General features: G+C 66.2%; 17 protein-coding genes. 10 read left to right on the top strand and 7 right to left on the bottom strand.

Going from position 1 to position 19,221, the window contains the following annotated elements; genetic code table 11:
* Window positions 1–227: 227 nt before the first annotated feature.
* The 4 genes from AR540_RS11465 to xylA form a co-directional block, all read right to left on the bottom strand.
* Window positions 228–1,364 carry a sugar ABC transporter permease gene (locus tag AR540_RS11465; RefSeq protein WP_059229009.1) on the bottom strand — a complete coding sequence of 379 codons (1,137 nt, stop codon included), beginning with the start codon at window positions 1,362–1,364 and terminating at the stop codon, window positions 228–230.
* Entirely contained in the window at window positions 1,364–2,920 is a 1,557-nt protein-coding gene (gene xylG / locus AR540_RS11460; protein ID WP_059229007.1) for a D-xylose ABC transporter ATP-binding protein, read from the bottom strand. Before xylG ends, AR540_RS11465 begins: the two co-directional genes overlap by 1 nt.
* A gap of 63 nt (window positions 2,921–2,983) precedes the next feature.
* Window positions 2,984–3,985: a D-xylose ABC transporter substrate-binding protein gene (gene xylF, locus AR540_RS11455; protein ID WP_059229005.1), complete on the bottom strand. Its 1,002-nt coding sequence runs from the start codon at window positions 3,983–3,985 to the stop codon at window positions 2,984–2,986.
* Between the two features lie 115 nt (window positions 3,986–4,100).
* Entirely contained in the window at window positions 4,101–5,417 is a 1,317-nt protein-coding gene (xylA, locus tag AR540_RS11450; protein WP_059229003.1) for a xylose isomerase, read from the bottom strand.
* A gap of 183 nt (window positions 5,418–5,600) precedes the next feature.
* Here xylA and AR540_RS11445 point away from each other — a divergent pair, with 183 nt between their 5' ends.
* Window positions 5,601–6,854 carry a XylR family transcriptional regulator gene (locus AR540_RS11445; RefSeq protein WP_059229001.1) on the top strand — a complete coding sequence of 418 codons (1,254 nt, stop codon included), beginning with the start codon at window positions 5,601–5,603 and terminating at the stop codon, window positions 6,852–6,854.
* Here the strand turns inward: AR540_RS11445 and AR540_RS11440 are convergent.
* Complete coding sequence (locus AR540_RS11440) at window positions 6,836–7,366, bottom strand: Dps family protein (RefSeq protein WP_059228999.1); 531 nt, start codon at window positions 7,364–7,366, stop codon at window positions 6,836–6,838. The two genes, AR540_RS11445 and AR540_RS11440, sit on opposite strands and share 19 nt — an antisense overlap.
* A 362-nt stretch (window positions 7,367–7,728) precedes the next feature.
* Between AR540_RS11440 and AR540_RS11435 the strand changes: the two genes are divergently transcribed.
* Genes AR540_RS11435 through AR540_RS11425 form a run of 3 tightly spaced genes read left to right on the top strand, consistent with a single transcriptional unit; the run spans window position 7,729 to window position 9,814 of the window.
* Entirely contained in the window at window positions 7,729–8,442 is a 714-nt protein-coding gene (locus tag AR540_RS11435; RefSeq protein WP_236712047.1) for a hypothetical protein, read from the top strand.
* Window positions 8,439–8,852 carry a phage holin family protein gene (locus AR540_RS11430; protein ID WP_059228997.1) on the top strand — a complete coding sequence of 138 codons (414 nt, stop codon included), beginning with the start codon at window positions 8,439–8,441 and terminating at the stop codon, window positions 8,850–8,852. Before AR540_RS11435 ends, AR540_RS11430 begins: the two co-directional genes overlap by 4 nt.
* Complete coding sequence (locus AR540_RS11425; RefSeq protein ID WP_059228995.1) at window positions 8,849–9,814, top strand: DUF3618 domain-containing protein; 966 nt, start codon at window positions 8,849–8,851, stop codon at window positions 9,812–9,814. The genes AR540_RS11430 and AR540_RS11425 overlap by 4 nt, the downstream gene beginning before the upstream one ends.
* A 290-nt stretch (window positions 9,815–10,104) precedes the next feature.
* On the opposite strand, the gene AR540_RS25730 is transcribed toward AR540_RS11425, so the two are convergent.
* Together AR540_RS25730 and AR540_RS11420 are read right to left on the bottom strand one after the other, a co-directional pair.
* A complete protein-coding gene (locus AR540_RS25730) occupies window positions 10,105–10,257 on the bottom strand; it encodes a hypothetical protein (RefSeq protein ID WP_177339209.1) in 153 nt (50 codons plus the stop codon).
* A 243-nt stretch (window positions 10,258–10,500) separates the two neighbouring features.
* On the bottom strand, window positions 10,501–11,481 hold the full coding sequence (locus AR540_RS11420) for an aldo/keto reductase (RefSeq protein ID WP_059228993.1): 981 nt from the start codon (window positions 11,479–11,481) through the stop codon (window positions 10,501–10,503).
* A 255-nt stretch (window positions 11,482–11,736) separates the two neighbouring features.
* Between AR540_RS11420 and AR540_RS11415 the strand changes: the two genes are divergently transcribed.
* The 6 genes from AR540_RS11415 (at window position 11,737) to AR540_RS11390 (ending at window position 19,205) form a co-directional block, all read left to right on the top strand.
* Window positions 11,737–12,651: a LysR family transcriptional regulator gene (locus AR540_RS11415; RefSeq protein WP_059228991.1), complete on the top strand. Its 915-nt coding sequence runs from the start codon at window positions 11,737–11,739 to the stop codon at window positions 12,649–12,651.
* Window positions 12,652–12,951: 300 nt separating this feature from the next.
* Window positions 12,952–14,685: an OPT/YSL family transporter gene (locus tag AR540_RS11410; RefSeq protein ID WP_059228989.1), complete on the top strand. Its 1,734-nt coding sequence runs from the start codon at window positions 12,952–12,954 to the stop codon at window positions 14,683–14,685.
* A gap of 219 nt (window positions 14,686–14,904) precedes the next feature.
* Window positions 14,905–16,185 (top strand): MFS transporter, encoded by a 1,281-nt coding sequence (locus tag AR540_RS11405; RefSeq protein ID WP_059228987.1) that lies wholly within the window; start codon window positions 14,905–14,907, stop codon window positions 16,183–16,185.
* A gap of 136 nt (window positions 16,186–16,321) precedes the next feature.
* The gene (locus tag AR540_RS11400) at window positions 16,322–17,380 is read left to right on the top strand and encodes a hypothetical protein (protein WP_059228985.1); all 1,059 of its coding nucleotides are present in this window, start codon (window positions 16,322–16,324) and stop codon (window positions 17,378–17,380) included.
* Between the two features lie 58 nt (window positions 17,381–17,438).
* Window positions 17,439–17,963, top strand: coding sequence for a glycine cleavage system protein R (locus tag AR540_RS11395; protein WP_059228983.1), 525 nt, complete (start codon window positions 17,439–17,441; stop codon window positions 17,961–17,963).
* Window positions 17,964–18,047: 84 nt separating this feature from the next.
* On the top strand, window positions 18,048–19,205 hold the full coding sequence (locus tag AR540_RS11390; protein WP_059228981.1) for an ATPase: 1,158 nt from the start codon (window positions 18,048–18,050) through the stop codon (window positions 19,203–19,205).
* The last annotated feature ends 16 nt before the right edge of the window (window positions 19,206–19,221 follow it).

The following is a 19,221-nucleotide window of genomic DNA, read 5'->3' as shown; positions in this document are numbered from 1 at the left end:
TCATGAGTAGGGGGAGCCGTTAGATCGCGGCCATGGGCCGCTCCTACGGTAGCACCCGTGCCTGTAGGAGCGGCCCATGGCCACGATAAAGCAAGCCACCCTCCCCAGCCCTCTGGGCAGTTCGACGTTCCGCGATGCTGCCGTAGCCTGGATGACGGCGTAGCCTCATCCGGGGCGAGCACGGCGTGAACAGGTGGAAAAGGCTACGCGGTTTTCCATCCTAACCCTCAGCGCCGGCTGGTACGGGTGCTGACGTCGACCCAGACGGCCAGGACCAGGATGCCGCCCTTGACGATCATCTGCCAGTAGCTGTCCACGTCGAGCATGGACATGCCGTTGTCCAGGCTGGCGATCACCAGGGCGCCGAGCAGGGCGCCGTAGACGGTGCCCGAGCCGCCGCGCATGGAGGTGCCGCCGATGAAGCAGGCGGCGATGGCGTCCAGTTCGCCCATGGTGCCGGCCGAGGGCGAGCCGGCGGCCAGCCGTGCGGTGTTGACCAGACCGGCCAGGGCGCACATCACGCCCATCAGGCCGAAGATGCCGAGCTTGATCGCCTGGACGTTGATGCCCGACAGCCGCGTGGCTTCCAGGTTGCTGCCCACCGCATAGATGCGCCGGCCGAATACCGTCTGGCTAGTGATATAGCTGAACACCCCGAGCAGGACCAGCAGGATCAGCACCGGCACCGGGATGCCGTCGTAGCGGTTGAGGGTCTGGATGAAGGCCACCAGCACCACGCCGATCACCGCCACCCGCAGCACGTCACGCCACAGTGGCGCCAGGGCGAGGCCTAGGGCCTTGCGCTTGCTGCGCTGGCGCCAACTGAGCACCACGGCCACCGCGAACAGCAGCACGCCCAGGGCGCTGCCCACGGCCGGCGGCAGATAGCCCTGGCCGAGGTAGACCAGCTCCGGCGACACCGGGGCGACGGTGACGCCGCCGGTGAGACCGAGCAGCACCCCGCGGAAGGCCAGCATGCCGCCGAGGCCGACGATGAAGGACGGTATCCCGCGATAGGCACTCAGGTAGCCGTTGATCAGGCCGATCAGCAGGCCACCGGCGGCAACCGCCAGCAGGGTGATCGGCAGGGGCACGTGGTAGGTCACGTCGAGTATCGCCGCCACCCCGCCGAGCAGGCCGAGTTGCGATCCCACCGAGAGGTCGATCTCGCCGGCGATGATCACCAGCACCATGCCGCAGGCGAGGATGCCGGTGATGGACATCTGCCGCAGCAGGTTGGAGAGGTTGCGCGGGGTGACGAAGCCGCCCTCGGTCTGCCAGCTGAAGAACAGCCAGATCAGCGCCACGGCGATCAGCAGGGCGAGCATCTTGTAGCGGGTGAACAGCTGTTTCACGGCGTGCATCAGAAGTGCTCCCGGGCTTGGGCGACCGCCCGTTCGGTGGTGCCCAGGGCGGCGGCCAGTACCCGCTCCTGGGTCAGGTTCTCGTTGGGGAAATCGCCGCGCAGCCGGCCTTCGCCGAGTACCAGCACCCGGTCGGAGACGCCGAGGACCTCGGCCAGCTCCGAGGAGACCATGACGATGGCCACGCCCTCCGCTGCGAGCAGGCCGATCAGCCGGTAGATCTCGAACTTGGCACCGACGTCGACGCCACGGGTGGGCTCGTCGAGGATCAGCACCTTGGGCCGCGCCAGCAGCATCTTGGCGAGTACCGCCTTCTGCTGGTTGCCGCCGGAGAGGCCGGTGATGGGCAGGAAGGGGCTGCTGGTCTTGAGTTGCAGCCGGGCGATCTCGGTGTCGATGCAGGACAGTTCCGCCTCGCTGTCGATGCGACTCAGGTGGGCGAATCTATCCAGCACCGTGAGGGTGATGTTCGAACCCACGCCCAGGTCGGGAATGATGCCCTGGCGCTTGCGATCCTCCGGTACCAGGCAGAGGCCGGCGCGAATGGATTTCAGCGGAGAGCGGGTATCGATGCGCTGGCCATGGAGCCAGACCTCGCCTTCGTAGCGGCCGTCGTAGGCACCGAAGATGGCCGAGACCAGCTCGGTGCGCCCGGCGCCCACCAGCCCGGCGATGCCGAGGATCTCGCCGGCGCGCACGGCGAAGGAGACGTCGTCGACGCGCTTGCGCTGGGGATTGTCGACGTCCAGGCAGGTGAAGTGGCGCGCCTCGAAGATCACCTCGCCGATCTGGTGGGGGATCTGCGGATAGAGATTGGTCATGGCGCGGCCGACCATCTGGGTGATGATGCGGTCGATGTCCATCTCGGCCATGGGCGTGGTGGCGATGTGCTTGCCGTCGCGGATCACCGTGATGGTGTCGCAGATGGCCGCCACCTCGTCGAGCTTGTGCGAGATGTAGACGCAGGCGACGCCCTGCGCCTTGAGGTCGCGGATGATGTCCAGCAGCACGGCGATCTCGGAGGTGGTGAGCGCCGAAGTCGGTTCGTCGAGGATCAAGAGCCGGGCGTTCTTGTTCAGCGCCTTGGCGATCTCCACCAGTTGCTGCAGGCCGCCGCCGTACTGGGACACCGGCAGGGCCACGTTCATGTCCGGCACCTTGAGCCGGCGCATCAGCTCGGCCGAGCGCTGCAGCATGGTCGGGTAGTCCAGCCGCCCGCCGAAGCGGCGCGGTTCGTGGCCCATGAAGATGTTCTCGGCCACGGACAGATCGGGCACCAGGGTCAGTTCCTGGTGGATGATGACGATGCCGGCCGCCTCGGATTCGGCGATGGACTGGGCTTCCAGCGGACGCCCGTCCCAGCGGATCTCGCCTTCCCAGGTGCCGTGGGGATAGACCGCCGAGAGGACCTTCATCAGGGTGGACTTGCCGGCGCCGTTCTCGCCGCACAGCCCTACGCATTCGCCCGGACGCACCTTGAGATCGATGCCGTCCAGCGCCCGCACCCCGCCAAAGCTCTTGGCGATGCCGTGCATTTCCAGCAGATAGTCGGCCATGGCCGCTCCTTGCCCAGGGGCCGCCCGACGCCAGGCGTCAGACGGCCAGCCGGTGGCCAGTGGTTATTTGCCGTCGATCTGGGCCTGGGTGTAGAAGCCGTCCTTGACCAGCAGGTCGACGTTGGCCTTGGTCAGCTCGGTGGGGGTGAGCAGCAGGGTGTCGACCTTCTTGGTGCCGTTGTCGTAGCTGGAGTTGAAGGCCGGCTTCTCGTTGCGCACCAGTTGCACCGACAGCTTGGCCGCCTCGGAGGCGATCAGCTTGAGCGGCTTGTAGACGGTCATGGTCTGGGTCCCGGCGATCACCCGCTTGATGGCGGCGAGATCGGCGTCCTGGCCGGACACGGCGACCTTGCCGGCCAGCTTCTGCGCGGCCAGGGCCTGGATGGCGCCGCCGGCGGTGGCGTCGTTGGAGGCGACGATGCCATCGATCTTGTTGTCGTTGGCGGTCAGGGCGTTCTCGACGATGGCCAGGGCCTCGGTCGGGTTCCACTCCTTCACCCACTGCTGACCGACGATCTTGACGTCGCCCTTGTCGATGGCCGGCTGCAGGACCTTCATCTGGCCCTGGCGGAGGATCTTGGCGTTGTTGTCGGTAGGCGCGCCGCCGAGCAGGAAGAAGTTGCCCTTGGGCTGGGCCTTGAGCACGCCACCGGCCTGCATCTCGCCGACCTTCTCGTTATCGAAGGAGATGTAGGCGTCGATGTCGGCGTTGAGGATCAGGCGGTCATAGGAGATCACCTTGACCCCGGCCTTCTTGGCCTCGGCCACCACGTTGTTCAGCACCGTGGCGTTGAAGGGCACGATGACGATGGCATCCACGCCGCGGGAGATCAGGTTCTCGATCTGCGACAGCTGGCGCTGCTCGTTGGCGTCGGCGGATTGCACATAGACCTTGGCGCCGAGTTGCTCGGCGGCGGCGACGAAGTAGTCGCGGTCACGGGCCCAGCGTTCCAGGCGCAGGTCGTCGATGGAGAAACCGATCTTGGGATGCTGGGCGTCGGCCTGGGCGAAACCGGTGGTGCAGAGGGCGAGCAGACCGGCGAGCAGGGTCGTCTTGAAGTTCATGGTGGCGTCCTTGGTTATTGTTGTTGTGGAGCGAGCGAACGGGTTTGAGTGTAACGATTCAGCGGGCTTGTACAAGCGGGTCGGCACGGCTTTTCTGCCGACCCGCTCGCGCGGTTCAGCGATACAGGTAACGGTTGACCACGCCTTCGAGCAGCTCCTGACGGCCGCTCACCGGCTGGGGTGCCAGACCCTGAGTGAAGGTGTGTTCGGCGAGTTGCGCAAGGTCCAGCTCGCCGCCGAGGATGCGCTGGCCGAGGGTCTGGTCCCAGCCGGCATAGCGCTCGGCCTTGAACTTGCCCAGGGGGTCGTCCTGCAGCAGCGCCGCGGCGCGTTCCAGGGACAGCGCCAAGGTATCCATGGCTGCGACGTGGCCGTGGAACAGGTCGACGTCGTCCAGGCTCTGGCGCCGCACCTTGGCGTCGAAGTTGAAGCCGCCGCGGGTGAAGCCGCCGCCCTTGAGGATCTCGTAGATCGCCAGGGTCATTTCCTCGACGCTGTTGGGGAATTGGTCGGTGTCCCAGCCGTTCTGCGGATCGCCACGGTTGGCGTCGATGCTGCCGAACACGCCGAGGGCCACGGCGCTGGCGATCTCGTGCTGGAAGCTGTGCCCGGCCAGGGTGGCGTGGTTGGCCTCGATGTTGACCTTGATCTCCTTTTCCAGCCCGAATTGCTGCAGGAAGCCGAAGACGGTGGCCACGTCATAGTCGTACTGGTGCTTGGTGGGCTCCTGGGGCTTGGGTTCGATCAGCAGGTCGCCCTGGAAGCCGAGGCGGTGCTTGTGTTCCACCACCAGTTGCATGAAGCGGCCGAGTTGCTCGCGCTCGCGCTTAAGGTCGGTGTTGAGCAGGGTCTCGTAGCCTTCGCGACCGCCCCACAGCACGTAGTTCTCGCCGCCCAGGCGGTGGGTGGCGTTCATCGCCGTGCACACCTGGGTGGCGGCGCAGGCGAAGATCTCCGGATTGGGGTTGGTGGCGGCGCCCGCGGCGTAGCGTGGGTGGCTGAAGCAGTTGGCGGTGCCCCACAGCAGCCTGAGGCCGGTCTCGCTCTGGTGGCGCTCCAGCTCGTCCACCAGGCGGGCGAAGTTCTCGCGGTACTCGGTGAAGCTGGCGCCCTCGGGGGCCACATCGGTGTCGTGGAAGCAGTAGTAGTCCACGCCCAGCTTGCTGAAGAATTCGAAGGCGGCGGCGGCCTTGGCGCGGGCTTGCTCCAGCGGCGCGCCGGTAGCGTGCCAGGGGCGCTGGAAGGTGCCTTGGCCGAAGACATCGCTGCCCGGCCAGACGAAGGTGTGCCAGTAGCAGACCGCCATGCGCAGGTGCTCGCGCATGGGCTTGCCCATGACCAGGCGGTCGGCCTCGTAGTGGCGGAAGGCGAGCGGGGAAGAGCTGTCGGGGCCGGCGTAGCGGACCTTCTCGACATTGGGGAAATAAGCCATGGCGTTGTCCTTGTTCTTATCTGTCGCACCCGGCACGGCGTACCGGCTTGTCTCGATGGTAGCGCTGCCACCCGGGCTGCCTATTGTGAAAATCACCAGGGCTGAGTGCGATTTTGCCGCTTGAGAGACGCCCGGTGCGGTCGTAGTCTGGTATCCCACCGCGCCTCTCGCCGGAAGCCCGCCATGCCCAGCCAGCCGCCCGTCCATCGCGTCGCCCTGCTGTTCAACGGCAGCAAGATCTACGACCGCGGCATCCTCGCCGGCATCGGCAACTACCTGAGCGGTACCCGGGCGCGCTGGGACCTGTTCCTCGAAGAGGACTTCCTCTGCCGGCTCAAGGGCATCGAGCGTTGGCAGGGCGACGGCATCATCGCCGACTTCGACGACCCCGCCGTGAGCGCCGCCCTGGCCGACAGCAGGCTGCCGGTGGTGGCGGTGGGCGGCTCCTATGCCGAGGTGCGCGACTATCCGCCCGGCATCCCCTACGTCGCCACCGATAACGCCGCCCTGGTGCGCCTGGCCTACGACCACCTGATCGAGTCCGGGCTGACCCGCTTCGCCTGCTTCAGCCTGCCCGCCGCGGACACCAATCGCTGGGCCGGCGAGCGCGAGGCGGCCTTCGCCGCCCTGCTCCGCCGCGACGGCCTGCCGGTGGAGATCTATCGCGGCCTGGAGACCAGTGCGCCGCTGTGGGACACCGCCGTGGAGCAGCTGATCACCTGGCTGGAGGCGTTGCCCAAACCGGTGGGCATCCTCGCCGTCACCGACGCCCGGGCGCGGCAACTGCTCCAGGCTTGCTTCACGGCCGGCATCCCGGTGCCCGAGCAGGTGGCGCTGGTGGGCATCGACAACGATCCGCTGGCGCGCACCCTGACCCGCGTGCCCCTGACCTCGGTCATCCAGGGTACCGAAGCCATCGGCCGCGAGGCCGCGCGCCTGTTGCACCAGCGGCTGCACGGCGTCGACCTGGGCGCACCGCGAGTGCTGATCCCGCCGGAGGGGATCAATATCCAGGCCTCCAGTCGCCACCAGGCGGTGCACCATCCCCAGGTGATGCGCGCCCTGCACTTCATCCGCCAGTACGCCTGCCAGGGCATCAAGACCGACCAGGTGGCCAGCTACGTCGGTATCTCCCGCTCGGCGCTGGAAACCTCCTTCCGCCGTGAGCTGGGGCGCAGCGTTCACGACGAGATCCTAGGCTTCAAGCTGGCCGCCGCGGCGGTCGCCCTGCAGGAAGGTGCCGCGAGTCTGGCCGAGGTCGCCCGGCGTTGCGGCTTCACCTCGGCGCAATACCTGCACGCGGTGTTCCGCCGTGAATTCGGCTGTACCCCGCGCCAGTACCAGCAGCAACCTCGCGTCCTGGCGAGCGCCCATGAAAAAGCCCGTCCGGAGACGGGCTTTTCGGTAGAGCCTGCGACTTACTTGCCGACGGTCTGACCCAGGAACCAGGCGCGCTCTTCGGCCTGGTCGATCCACTCTTCCAGCAGGCTGGTGGTGGAGACGTCGTTGGCGTCGTCGGTCAGGGTATGGGTGGTGCGCATGTAGGCGGCCAGCGACTGGTTGTCGTCGTGCAGCTCGGTGAGCATCTGGTCGGCCGACAGGTCGGTGGCGTCGCTGCTGGCCAGGCGCTTGAGCTGCACCATCTGCTCCAGGGAGCGCACGGTGGGCTGGCCGATCTTGCGGGCGCGCTCGGCGATCAGGTCGGTGATGCCGTACAGCTGGGTGGCTTGCTCGTCCAGCAGCAGGTGGTAGTCGCGGAAGTGCGAGCCCTTCATGTGCCAGTGGTAGTTCTTGGTCTTGATGTACAGCGCGAAGACATCGGACAGCAACACGGCCAGGGCTTCGCCGACAGCCTGCTGGTTCTGCAGGGTGGCGTCCTCGCCCTGGTGGGCCTTCTGCTTGACGCTGGAAACGGTCTTCAGTTCTTGCTTGGCATTGGCAACGGCCATGAGAGATCTCCTGTCATTCGGACGTGAGTTGAAGAGGTAGGTTCGCAGCCTGGCGAACGTCAACGTCTGCTTGAATCGACCGCGCCCGGTGAAAAAACGTTCATCGAATTTCTGCATTGCCATCATGGGCAAGACGAATGGTTGCGTAGGTTGCGATTGCGTTTCATTGCCGGCCTAGAGCCGTTGCATGCCGCTGCCGTCTCGCTTGTATTCACGACTGCAGGTAAGGCCGTTTGTCTGCTAGCCGCCGTTCGGACAGGACATTGCGAACTGCGCCACGGCTCCTCCGGTCCCCTGAAGGCAAGGCACGTGAACGGCCGACCGCTACGGCCATCCCCCGGTTCTGCAACAGGTACGCCAGCATGACGACCCCTCCCGACACTTCCAACGGACCTCGTCCGCACGCCACGGAAGGCGCTTCAGCCCAAGACCATCTGCACGACCTCGAAGACGTCGCCCGGGACGCGGTGCAGGACGCCAAGCAACAGGGGGCCGCGCACTACGACCACTATCGCGACAGCGCGGCCGATCAGCTCGAAGCCATTGCTCATAGCGCCCAGACGGCGGCGGAAGACCTCGACGGGAAGGACACCCTGGGCCTGGCGCACTACGTCAGCGACATGGCACAGAGCCTGACCGGCCTGGCCGAGGACCTGCGCGGCAAGAGCGCCGAGCAATTGCTGCAGCAGGCCGGCACCCTGGCACGGGAGAATCCCGCGCTGTTCCTCACCGGCAGCATCGCCATCGGCTTCGGGCTGTCGCGCTTGCTCAAGGCCTCCAGCCAGTCGAGCAGCGGCAGCGCAGACCGTGGCCACGGTGCGGGCGAGATGCCCACGCTGACCACCCCCTCGGTCGCAGCGGAAAACGAACTGGTGGAGCCGGCGGCCGGTGCCGACGTCATCCACACCAACAATATTCCCAAGGGTCCCGACCTCTATACGCCGACCACCACCCGAAGTGGTGATCCCATCGGCGGCGCGGCGATCAATCCCGCCCGCAGCGAAGACACCTTGACCACCGGCGCCGCGGCCAGCCACCTGGACCGACCGACCCTGAGCGGAGGAAAGCAGCCATGATCAACGAGAATCCCACCCCGCGTTCCACAGAAGGCGACACCTCGGTCGTCGGCCTGATCAAGCAGCTGATTCATGAGGTGCCGGCGCTGTTCACCAAGGAGCTTGCGCTGGCCAAGGCGGAACTGGGCGAGTCCCTGCGCACCACCAAGGCCGGCGTGGCCGGGGTCGCGGCCGGTGCCATCGTGCTGCTGGCCGGCTTCATCGTGCTGCTCATGGGCGTCGTCTATTTCCTCTCCCAGTATCTGACGCCCTGGGCCGCCGCCCTGCTGGTGGGCGCCGTGGTCATGGTGATCGGCTTCATCATGTTGCAATCGGGCAAGAAGCAGTTCGAACCGGCCCACTTCACCCCTGAGCGCACCGTCAATAGCCTGCAGAAGGACAAGGACGCCGTACGGAGGGCCGCACAATGAGCCTCGCCACCCAGATCGACCAGGAATCCAGAAAGAACCCCGATGAACTCGAGCGGGAGATCGACCAGAAGCGCGAACACATCGAAGACCTGGTAGGGGCGCTGGAGAACCGGCTATCGCCCGGTCAGCTGTTCGACCAGGCGTTGGCCTACACCAAGGGTCATGGTGGGGAATTCGCCCAGAATCTGGGCAATACCCTGAAGGCCAATCCGGTCCCGGCGGTGCTGACCTCGGTCGGCCTGCTCTGGCTGGCGTTGGGGCAGGACCGAGCGCCGGTACCGGCCACCGCTGGCAGTCCGCTCAAGGACAAGCTGTCTGGTGCGCTGGACGCGGTCGCCAACAGCGCAGGCCATACCCGCGATTCCCTGAGCCGTGGCAGTCACGACGCGCGCGACAAGGTGACCGGCCTAGGCGAGAGCGTATCGGCCAAGGCCGCCGAGACCGGGGAGCGGCTGAGCGATACCGCTGCGCACGCCAAGGACACCCTGGCCGACCAGGCGCAACAGCTCAAAGGCACCTTCGAGACCCTGCTACGCGAACAGCCGCTGGTGGTGGGTGTGCTGGGTATCGCCCTCGGCGCCCTGCTCGGGGCGTCGCTGCCGCGGACCAAGACCGAGGACCGTACCCTGGGCAAACACAGCGACACGCTAACCACCAAGGCGAAAGAGCTAGCCAACAGTGGCTACGAGCAGGTCAAGGCGGCCGGGCGCGACGTCGCGAATGGCACCCGCCAGGCCAGTCATGGTGATCAGGCCGAGGCCGGCACCGCGTCCAGGAACCTTGGCAATGATCCCGATGCCGGGGTCGAGTCCATGGCCGGTTCTCCGGCCACGAGTACCGGCGAAACTCCGTCGGCAACCCAAGCCACGACCGGCAGGAATGTCGGACGCACCGCGGCCAATGGCAATACCCCTGGCGCAGTGGGCGACGAGAGTGGCGTGGCGGCCCCGCGCAGCTTCTAGTGTGGTGTTTCAGCAGTTCGCGCAAGAATTGGCGAGTGATTTTGGGGCGGTTCGGTGGTCCGACTGGGCCAGGCGCCGCGACGAGTTATGGCAGGGCTATGCCGAGGAGTGGCAACGCCGCCAGGACGGTCCGCCGCTGCGGCCGAAAAAGCGCCGCTAAAATTGTCTAGATAAGTTCTGAAACACCACGCTAGCAGGGCAAGGCTGCCGGGGTCGGCACCTGACCCCGGCAGCAAAAGCAAAGGCGCAGCGGTCCAGACCGCTGCGCCTTTGTCGTTTCTGCCGTTGCCTCAGTAACCCGGATCAGGACTGTCCTTGGGTTGCTCGGGGCGCTTTGGATTGTCCGGGCGTTGTTCTTCGCCGCCCTGGTTGAGTTCCTTGTGGGTCTCACCGACCTTGCCGGCATTCTCCGGCTTGTGGTCGAGATCGTCGCGCTTGGCCATGATCCTCACCTCTTGTGGCTGAGTTCTTTAGAACCTGTTCACGATCTCGCGAGCTAGAGCCAAACAAGGCAAAAATGGCTGAGGAAGCGGATCGGACCCGCGCTCGGGTTTACGAGTGGTAAATGAGCATTCCGACCGGGCTGGCGACCCAGGCCATTTTTAACGCCGTTTGGCCGACGCGCAGCAGATCGTGAACAGGTTCTTAGGCAACAAGGCGGGGCCAGGGTGCCCCAGCCGCCGGGATCAACGCAGTGGCGGCGCCATGAACTCCGGCCCCACCGGATCCTTGACGTGTTCGGCGAGGATGGCGTCGATGGCCGCCAGGTCCTCGCTGGACAGCCGCCAACCGAAGGCCTCGTCCAGCCCCTGCAATTGCTCGGGCTTGCGGGCGCCCCAGAGGGCGATGGTCGGTCCCTGGTCGAGAATCCAGCGAATCGCCAGGGCCAGCACCGACTTGCCGTGGCGCTCGCGGGCAAAGGCGGTCAAGGCCTCCACCGCCGCCAGGTACTGGGCGAAACGCGGCGCCTGGAACTTGGGATCGCCCTGGCGCAGGTCGTCACCGTCGAAGCGGGTATCGGCGTTCATGCGGCCGGACAGCAGGCCGCGGCAGAGCGCGCCATAGGCCAGTACCACCAGGCCGTGGCGCTGGGCATAGGGCAGCACATCGGCCTCGATGGCGCGCTCGAACAGGTTGTAGGGCGGCTGCACGGTGGACAGGTTGGCGAACTGGCGGAAAGCCTCCAGTTGCTCGGGCGAGTAATTGCTCACGCCAATGGCGAGGATCTTACCCTCTTGCCGCAGCCGCTCCAGTTCACGCGCGGTCTCCTCGTGGGGCACCTGGGGATCGGGCCAGTGCACCTGATAGAGATCGATGCGGTCGGTGCGCAGGCGACGCAGGGAATCCTCCACCTCCTGGCGAATACGGGTCGCGCTGGCGTTGCGGCGCACCTCTTCGTTGGGCCATTCCAGGGCCACCTTGGTGGCGATCACCGCCTGGTCACGGATGCCTTCGAGGGCCTTGCCGACGATCTCCTCGGAGCGGCCGAAGCCATACACCGGGGCGGTGTCGATGAGATTGATGCCGCCCTGCACGGCGCCGCGGATGGTCTCGATGGAGCGGGCTTCGTCGGTGCCGCCCCACATCCAGCCACCGATGGCCCAGGTACCGAGGGCGATGCGGGAAACGGGGGTATCGATACCGGGGATACGGACGGTTTCAGTCATGCAATTCTCCAGGCGAAGACGCCGGTCGGAAGGATCAACCTTGTGAGGCTAATTCAAAAGGCGTTGAATGGGGCTCAACGAACTCTTGACCCTTAGAGCCTGTTCAAAGGCTCGCGAGCTAGAGACAAACAAGGCGAAAATGCCTGAGGAAGCGGAGTTTACGAATGGTAAATGAGCATTCCGAAGGCATTTTCAACGCTGTTTGGCCGACGCGCAGCAGACTTTGAACAGGCTCTTATCGCGCGAGGATTGTGCATGCCTACCCTCAACCGCGGCGAACTGGCCGATCTCAATGTCTTCGTCGCCCTGGTCCGTCGCCGCAGCTTTCGCCAGGCCGCCATCGAGCTGGGCGTCACCACCTCGGCGCTGAGCCATGCCCTGCGCCAGTTGGAGACGCGGCTGGGGGTCAAGCTGCTCAATCGCACCAGCCGCTCGGTGGTGCCGACCCTGGCCGGCGCGGCGCTGGCGGAAAAGCTCGAACAGGGTTTCGCCCTCATCGGCGAGGCGCTGGGCGAGCTGGACCAGCACCGCGACGCCCCGGTCGGCCGGCTGCGCCTGAGCGTGCCGCGCGATGCGGCGCGGCTGCTGGTGACCCCGACCCTGCCCCGACTGCTGGCCGCCTATCCACAGTTGCAACTGGACATCAGCGTCGAAGACCGGCCGGTGGACATCGTCGCCGACGGCCTCGACGCCGGCATCCGCTATGGCGATACCGTGCCTCAGGACATGGTCGCCCTGCCGCTGACCGACGAGTTGCGCTGGGTGGTAGTGGGTGCTCCCGACTACCTGGCCCGTCACGGCCGACCGCAGCAGCCGGAGGATCTCGCCGAGCATCGCTGCGTCCGGCTGCGCCTGGGCAGTGGCGCCCTCTATCGGTGGGAACTGGGCAGCGGTGCCGCGACACGGGTGATCGACGTGCCCGGCCCACTCACCCTCAACGAGACCGAGACCTCGATCCAGGCCGCTCTCGATGGCCTGGCCCTGGCCTATTGCCTGGAATGGCGGGTGGCCGAGGAGCTGCGTGACGGCCGCCTGGAGCTGGTGCTGCCGGACTGGGCCTCACCCGGCGCGCCACTGTGCATCTACTATCCGAGTCGGCGCCAGCCACCACCCGGCTTGCGCCAGTTGATCGAGGCGCTGCGGCAGACCTGGGCCGAGCGCCATCCCTGAGAGCCTACTCAAAGGTTGCTGCGCGTCGGCCAGACGGCGTTGGAAAGATCCTGGAAGGCCAGCCCCACCTGGGCGGTCCCGTCGCAATGCTCATTTACCACTTGTAAACCCCGCTTCCTCAGGCCTTTGATTCGCTAGCGCTCACCCTTCGGGCCAGCCGTTGGCTGTTACTCCCGTTGGTCGTTGCGCCTTGTTCGGCTCCAGCTCGCGAGCCCTTGAACCGGCTCTGAGCCGCCGAACCAACCGGTGCCTGGAAGGGTCCCCTGACGACGCCATGATCGCCCGACCCAGGAGGCCCTCTTGCCCGCAGCCAATGACGCCCCGCTCGATCAGCCGCTGCCCGTGGAGCGCGAACTCAGCCCGCGGGCGCTGCTCACCGGCGCGCTGCTGGGCGTCCTGCTGACCCCGGCCAATGTCTATGCCGGGCTCAAGATCGGCTGGTCGTTCAACATGTCGATCATCGCCCTGCTGGTGAGCTACGGCCTCTGGCACCGCCTCGGACGACGGCTGCAGCAACCGGGCTGGACGCTGCACGAGAGCAACATCAACCAGACCGTGGCCTCGGCGGCGGCCAGCATCGTCTCCGGCGGCCTGGTGGCGCCCATCCCGGCCTATACCCTGCTGACCGGCCAGGAATTGCCCACGCTGCCGCTGATGGGCTGGGTGTTCGCGGTGAGCTTTCTCGGCATCTGGGTGGCCTGGTACCTGCGCCCGCTGTTACTGGCCGATGCCAGCCTGACATTCCCCGAGGGCCTGGCCACCCTGGAGGCGTTGCGGCAAGTCTATGCCAGCGGCGCCGAGGCCCTGGCGCGCCTGCGGATGCTGCTGGGCGCCCTGGTGCTGTCGGCGGCGGTCAAGCTGGTGGATACCTTCGTCTGGACGCTGCCGCGGACGGCGCCCTCGGCCGCCCTGGAGCGACTGACCTTCAGCTTCGATCCCTCCCTGCTGCTGCTCGGCTTCGGCGGCATCATCGGCCCGCGGGTCGGCTTCTCGCTGCTGCTCGGCACCCTGCTGGCCTGGGCCGGGCTGGCGCCCTGGCTGCTGGCCAGCGGCGTGGCCGAGGTGCCGGCGGATGCCAGCGGTCCGCAATATGCCCTCCTGGTGCAATGGCTGCTCTGGCCGGGGGTGAGCCTGATGGTCAGCGCCACCCTGGCCTCCCTGGCGGTACGCCTGGTGACCCTGCCGCGCGGTGAGCGGCAGCGTTCGGGCTGGCGGCGCCCGCGTGGCTGGCCCCTGGTCCTGCTGCTGCTCGCGAGTCTGCTGGTAGTGGTCTTGCAGGTGCGGCTGTTCGGCATAGCTCCCTGGCTGGCCCTGCTCGCCCTGCCCCTGGCGCTGTTTCTCGCCGCCATGGCCGCGCGGGTGGTGGGCGCCACCGGCATTCCGCCCATCGGCGCCATCGGCCAGCTGTCGCAGCTCACCTTCGGCCTGGCCGCGCCCGGGCAGGTCAACATCAACCTGATGGGCGCCAACACCGCCGGCGGCGCCGCGGGCCAGAGCACCGACCTGATGAACGACTTCAAGGTCGGCAAGGCCATCGGCGCCACCCCGGCCAAGCAGGTGGTGGCCCAGTGCCTGGGCATCGCCCTCGGCGCGGTAACCGGGGTGCTCACTTACCGGCTGCTGATTCCCGATCCCCAGGCGCTGCTGCTCAGTGCTGCCTGGCCGGCGCCGGCGGTGGCCCAGTGGAAGGCGGTAGCGGAAACCCTGACCCAGGGCCTGGGCGCGCTGGACACGGCGATGCGCCTGGGCATCGTCCTCGGCGCCCTGGCCGGCTTGCTGCTGGGCCTGGCCGAAGCCTTGCTGCCCGTCCGCCGCGCGCACTGGCTGCCCAGCTCGGCAGCCCTGGGCCTGGCCTTCATTCTGCCGGCCTCGGTGTCGCTGATGATGACCCTGGGCGCCCTGCTCACCGCCCTGGTGCGCTGGCGGGCACCCGCGGTGGCCGGGCGCTTCGCCCTGGCCGCCGCGGCCGGGCTGATCGCCGGGGAAAGCCTGGCCGGCGTTGGAGCGGCATTCTGGCAAATGCTCTCAACCTGAACCGCGACAACGTGTCAACTGGACAATAATTTCCAGACGTAATGTCGCGAACCTTTCAATAACCTTTCAAATCCAGGAAATTCGCGGGTTTCGGTCGGATTAAGCTTGCCAGCGCCGTTTTGCAACACATAAGGTTACAAACAGCGCGACCCACCCGCGAGAGGTTTGGGCGCCCTGCGCGAGCTGTCTCCATAACAAACCCAATCCGAGCTAGCAGTCATGGCCACCACCTCGAAAGCCAAATCCGTGTTCCGCGTCGTCAGCGGAAACTTCCTCGAAATGTACGACTTCATGGTGTATGGCTTCTATGCCACCGCCATCGCCAAGACGTTCTTCCCCGGCGACAACGAAATCGCCTCCCTGATGCTGTCGCTGGCCACCTTCGGCGCCGGCTTCCTGATGCGCCCGCTGGGTGCCATCTTCCTCGGCGCCTACATCGACAAGCACGGCCGTCGTCATGGCCTGATCGTGACCCTGGCACTGATGGCCCTGGGTACCCTGCTGATCGCCGTGGTGCCGGGCTATGCCACCCTGGGCGTCGCCGCGCCGCTGCTGGTGCTGCTCGGCCGCCTGCTGCAAGGCTTCTCCGCCGGCGTCGAACTGGGCGGCGTGTCCGTCTATCTGTCGGAGATCGCCACCCCCGGTCGCAAGGGCTTCTTCGTCTCCTGGCAGTCCGCCAGCCAGCAGGTCGCCGTGGTCTTCGCCGGCGTGCTGGGTGCCCTGCTCAACCATTGGCTGTCGCCCGCCGAAATGGGTGAATGGGGCTGGCGCATCCCCTTCCTGATCGGCTGCCTGATCGTGCCCTTCCTGTTCATCATCCGTCGTTCCCTGGAAGAGAGCCCCGAGTTCGAGGCGCGCAAGCATCGCCCGAGCTTCGGTGAGACCATGACCTCCATCGGCCAGAACTTCGGCGTGGTGCTGGCGGGCGTGGCCATGGTCTCCATGACCACCGCCTCCTTCTACCTGATCACCGCCTACACCCCCACCTTCGGCAAGCACGAGCTGCACCTGACCGATCTGGACAGCCTGATCGTCACCGCCTGCGTGGGCATCTCCAACTTCATCTGGCTGCCGGTGATGGGCGCCCTGAGCGATCGCGTCGGCCGTCGGCCGCTGCTGATCTTCGCCACCGTGCTGGCCATCCTCACCGCCTACCCGGCGATGATCTGGCTGACCAACGCCCCGGGCTTCTCCCGTCTGCTGATGGTGGAGCTGTGGCTGTCCTTCCTCTATGGCACCTACAACGGTGGCATGGTGGTGGCGCTGACCGAGGTCATGCCGGCCCATGTCCGCACTACCGGCTTCTCCCTGGCCTACAGCCTGGCCACCGCGACCTTCGGCGGCTTCACCCCGATGGTTTGCACCTGGCTGATCCAGGAGACCGGCAACAAGGCAGCTCCCGGCATGTGGCTGACCGTGGCCGCCGTGCTTGGCCTGGTCGCCACCCTGACCCTGTTCAAGGGCAACACCGAGCCGCGCTTCAAGACCGTCACCGCCTGACAAGGGTGTCGCAGAGCGGCAGGTCCTGCCGCTCTCGCGCCTACCCAGGTCGCTCCGTGCATCGAACTGTCATGACCCTTTGCTATGGTCTAGACCAGATGACCGCCTATCGCGGTCACCGTGCCGGAGTCCGCCGATGCCCACCCTTCCCCGCCTTCTCGCCGGCCTGGCCGGCGGTCTGCTCAGCCTCACCGCTGCCGCCACCGAGCTGACCCACTGGCCGGCCGATGCCGCCCGCCAGCTCGATGCCCTGATCGCCGCCAATGCCAACCAGGGCAACTACGCGGTGTTCGACATGGACAACACCAGCTATCGCTACGACCTGGAAGAGGCCCTGCTGCCCTTCCTGGAAATGAAGGGCGTGCTGACCCGTGACACCCTCGACCCTTCCCTCAAGCTGATCCCCTTCAAGGACGTCGGCGGCCACAAGGAAAGCCTCAACAGCTACTACTACCGGCTGTGCGAGGTCGACGACCTGGTCTGCTACCCCTGGGTCGCCCAGGTGTTCTCCGGCTTCACCCTGCAGCAGCTCAAGGGTTACGTCGACGAGCTGATGGCCTACGACAAGCCGATCCCCGCTACCTATTACGGCAAGGACGACAAGGTCGAGACGGTGCAGATCAATCCGCCCAAGCCCTTCACCGGCCAGCAGGAGCTCTATCACAAGCTGATGGAGAACGGCATCGAGGTCTATGTGATCAGCGCCGCCCACGAAGAGCTGGTGCGCATGGTCGCCGCCGATCCGCGCTACGGCTACGGCGTGAAGCCGGAGAACGTCATCGGCGTCACCACCCTGCTCAAGGACCCCGCCACCGGCGCCCTGACCACCGCCCGCAAGCAGATCGCCGAAGGCAAGTACGATCCCCAGGCCAACCTGAAGCTGCAGGTCACGCCCTACCTGTGGACCCCGGCCACCTGGTTCGCCGGCAAGTACGCGGCCATCCTCACCTACATCAGCCCCTGGAAGAAGCCGATCCTGGTCGCGGGTGACACCCCGGTCAGCGACGGTCCCATGCTGTTCCAGGGCGTGGACGGCAGCAAGGGCGGCATCCACCTGTGGGTCGACCGCAAGCCCAAGTACCGTACCCAGATCGAGGCGATGATGAAGAGCAACGCCGAGGGCCAGGCCCAGAACGGCGTAGCGGTGAACGCGGACAAGCACTGGGTGATCGTCAAACCCGAGGACATCCAGTAGGCCAGCGCTCCAGGGCGGGCTAGACTCGGGGTTCTCTCTGACTGCCCTGGAGCCCGCCATGGAACACCTGGTCCTGACCGTCATCGCTCCCGATCGCCCCGGTCTGGTGGAAGCCCTGGCCGACTGCGTGGCCGCCCAGGGCGGCAACTGGCTGGAGAGCCGCATGGCCCACCTGGCCGGCCAGTTCGCCGGCATCCTCTCGGTAGAAGTGGAGCCGGAGCTGCGCAACGGCCTGGTGGAGGCGCTGCAACAGCTGGCCATCCCCGGTCTGCGCATCCTGGTCGGCGAGCCCGGCCAGCCGGCGCCGGTAGGCGCTCCCCTGGTGCAGCTCGAGCTGCTGGGCAACGACCGGGTCGGCATCGTCCGCGACATCACCCGGGCGCTGCATCAGGTCGGGGTCAACGTCGAGCGGCTGTCCACCGAGACCCGTCCGGCGCCCATGAGCAGCGAGCTGCTGTTCCACGCCACCGCCCTGCTGGCGCTACCGGCCGATCTCGAACTCGAGGCGCTCCAGGCGCACCTGGAAACCCTCACCGATGACCTGATGGTGGAGCTCAAGCTCTATCGGCACGGGCATGAGTAGTGTCGTGCGGGCGACAAGGCGACGATCTATAAAGATCTATAAAGATCTATAATCGACTTTAATCGCCTTCAACGGGAGTCGTCGATGCCTGAACGCTTCTATCACCGCCACGCCATGGCTACCACCTACGCGGCCAAGATCATGGCAGACCCGCTGCATCCCGGACTGTTTCTGGCAGCGCCAAGGCGAACCGGCAAGACCACCTTCATGCGTGAGGACTTGGCACCCGCGCTTCAGTCCGCGGGTGCCGAGGTCATCTATGTCGATCTCTGGTCGAATCGCCAAACCGATCCGGCCGAGTTGATCAACCAGGCAGTCCAGGTCGCCATCGAGCGCAATCTAGGCCTGATCGCCAAGCTGACCAAACAGAGTGGCGTGGTGAAGCTCAAGGTGGGTGGGGTCGAGATAGATACCGGCAGCATCGGCAAAACCAAGGGCGTCACCCTGGCTGCTGCGCTCGCCGCGCTTTCCGACAGCCTGGGCAAACCGATAGCCCTCATCATCGACGAAGCCCAGCATGCCGTGACCACCGCGGCCGGCAGCAACACGCTCTTCGCCCTCAAGGCGGCCCGTGACGAATTGAATGGCTCGCACCACCACGGTCTGAGACTCATCTGCACCGGTTCCAGCCGGGACAAACTGGCAATGCTCAGAAACAGCCGCGATCAGGCCTTCTTCAACGCCCCCCTGGTCAACTTCCCTCATCTCGACAGAGGCTATGTGGACTGGTTTTGCGCCCAGTCCAGACTCGAATTCACCCTCGATGCAGAGGTGGTCTGGAACAAGTTCGTCGAGGCAGGCTACCGCCCTGAGGCGCTGCAGGCAGCCCGGGAGGTACTCGAGTACTCGATGATCGTCGAGGCGGCGGAGGGCAATGTCGCCTTCGCCCAGGCCGTCGACGAGCATGTGCGCGAAATGTCCGAGAGTGCTCTCGCCGTGATTCGCAGCCTCACGCCGATTCAGGCCGCAGTGCTGAAGGTGATGGCGGTCCAGGGTAAGGACTACGCCCCCTTCGAGCTGGTCACCCTCGGCAAGTACGCCGAGATGCTGCAGCTGGCCGGCATGACCGAAGTCCAGGCTCAAGAGGCAGCCTATGCGCAGAATGTGCAGCAAGCCTTGGCTGCCTTGCAGGAAAAAGCGCTGATCTGGAAAGCTGAACGCGGTGTCTATGCCATCGAAGAGCAGGGACTGCCTGAGCTCATGCGCAGCGCCGGCATGCTGCCGGCCGTCTCGCCGAACTGAAGTGTTCCGCGAACCC

Source organism: Pseudomonas sp. EpS/L25 (assembly GCF_001512295.1).
In the GTDB taxonomy this organism is placed as follows: Bacteria; Pseudomonadota; Gammaproteobacteria; order Pseudomonadales; family Pseudomonadaceae; genus Chryseomonas.
Note: the sequence above shows the minus strand (reverse complement) of the source record. Positions and strands in the feature narration are given on the sequence as shown.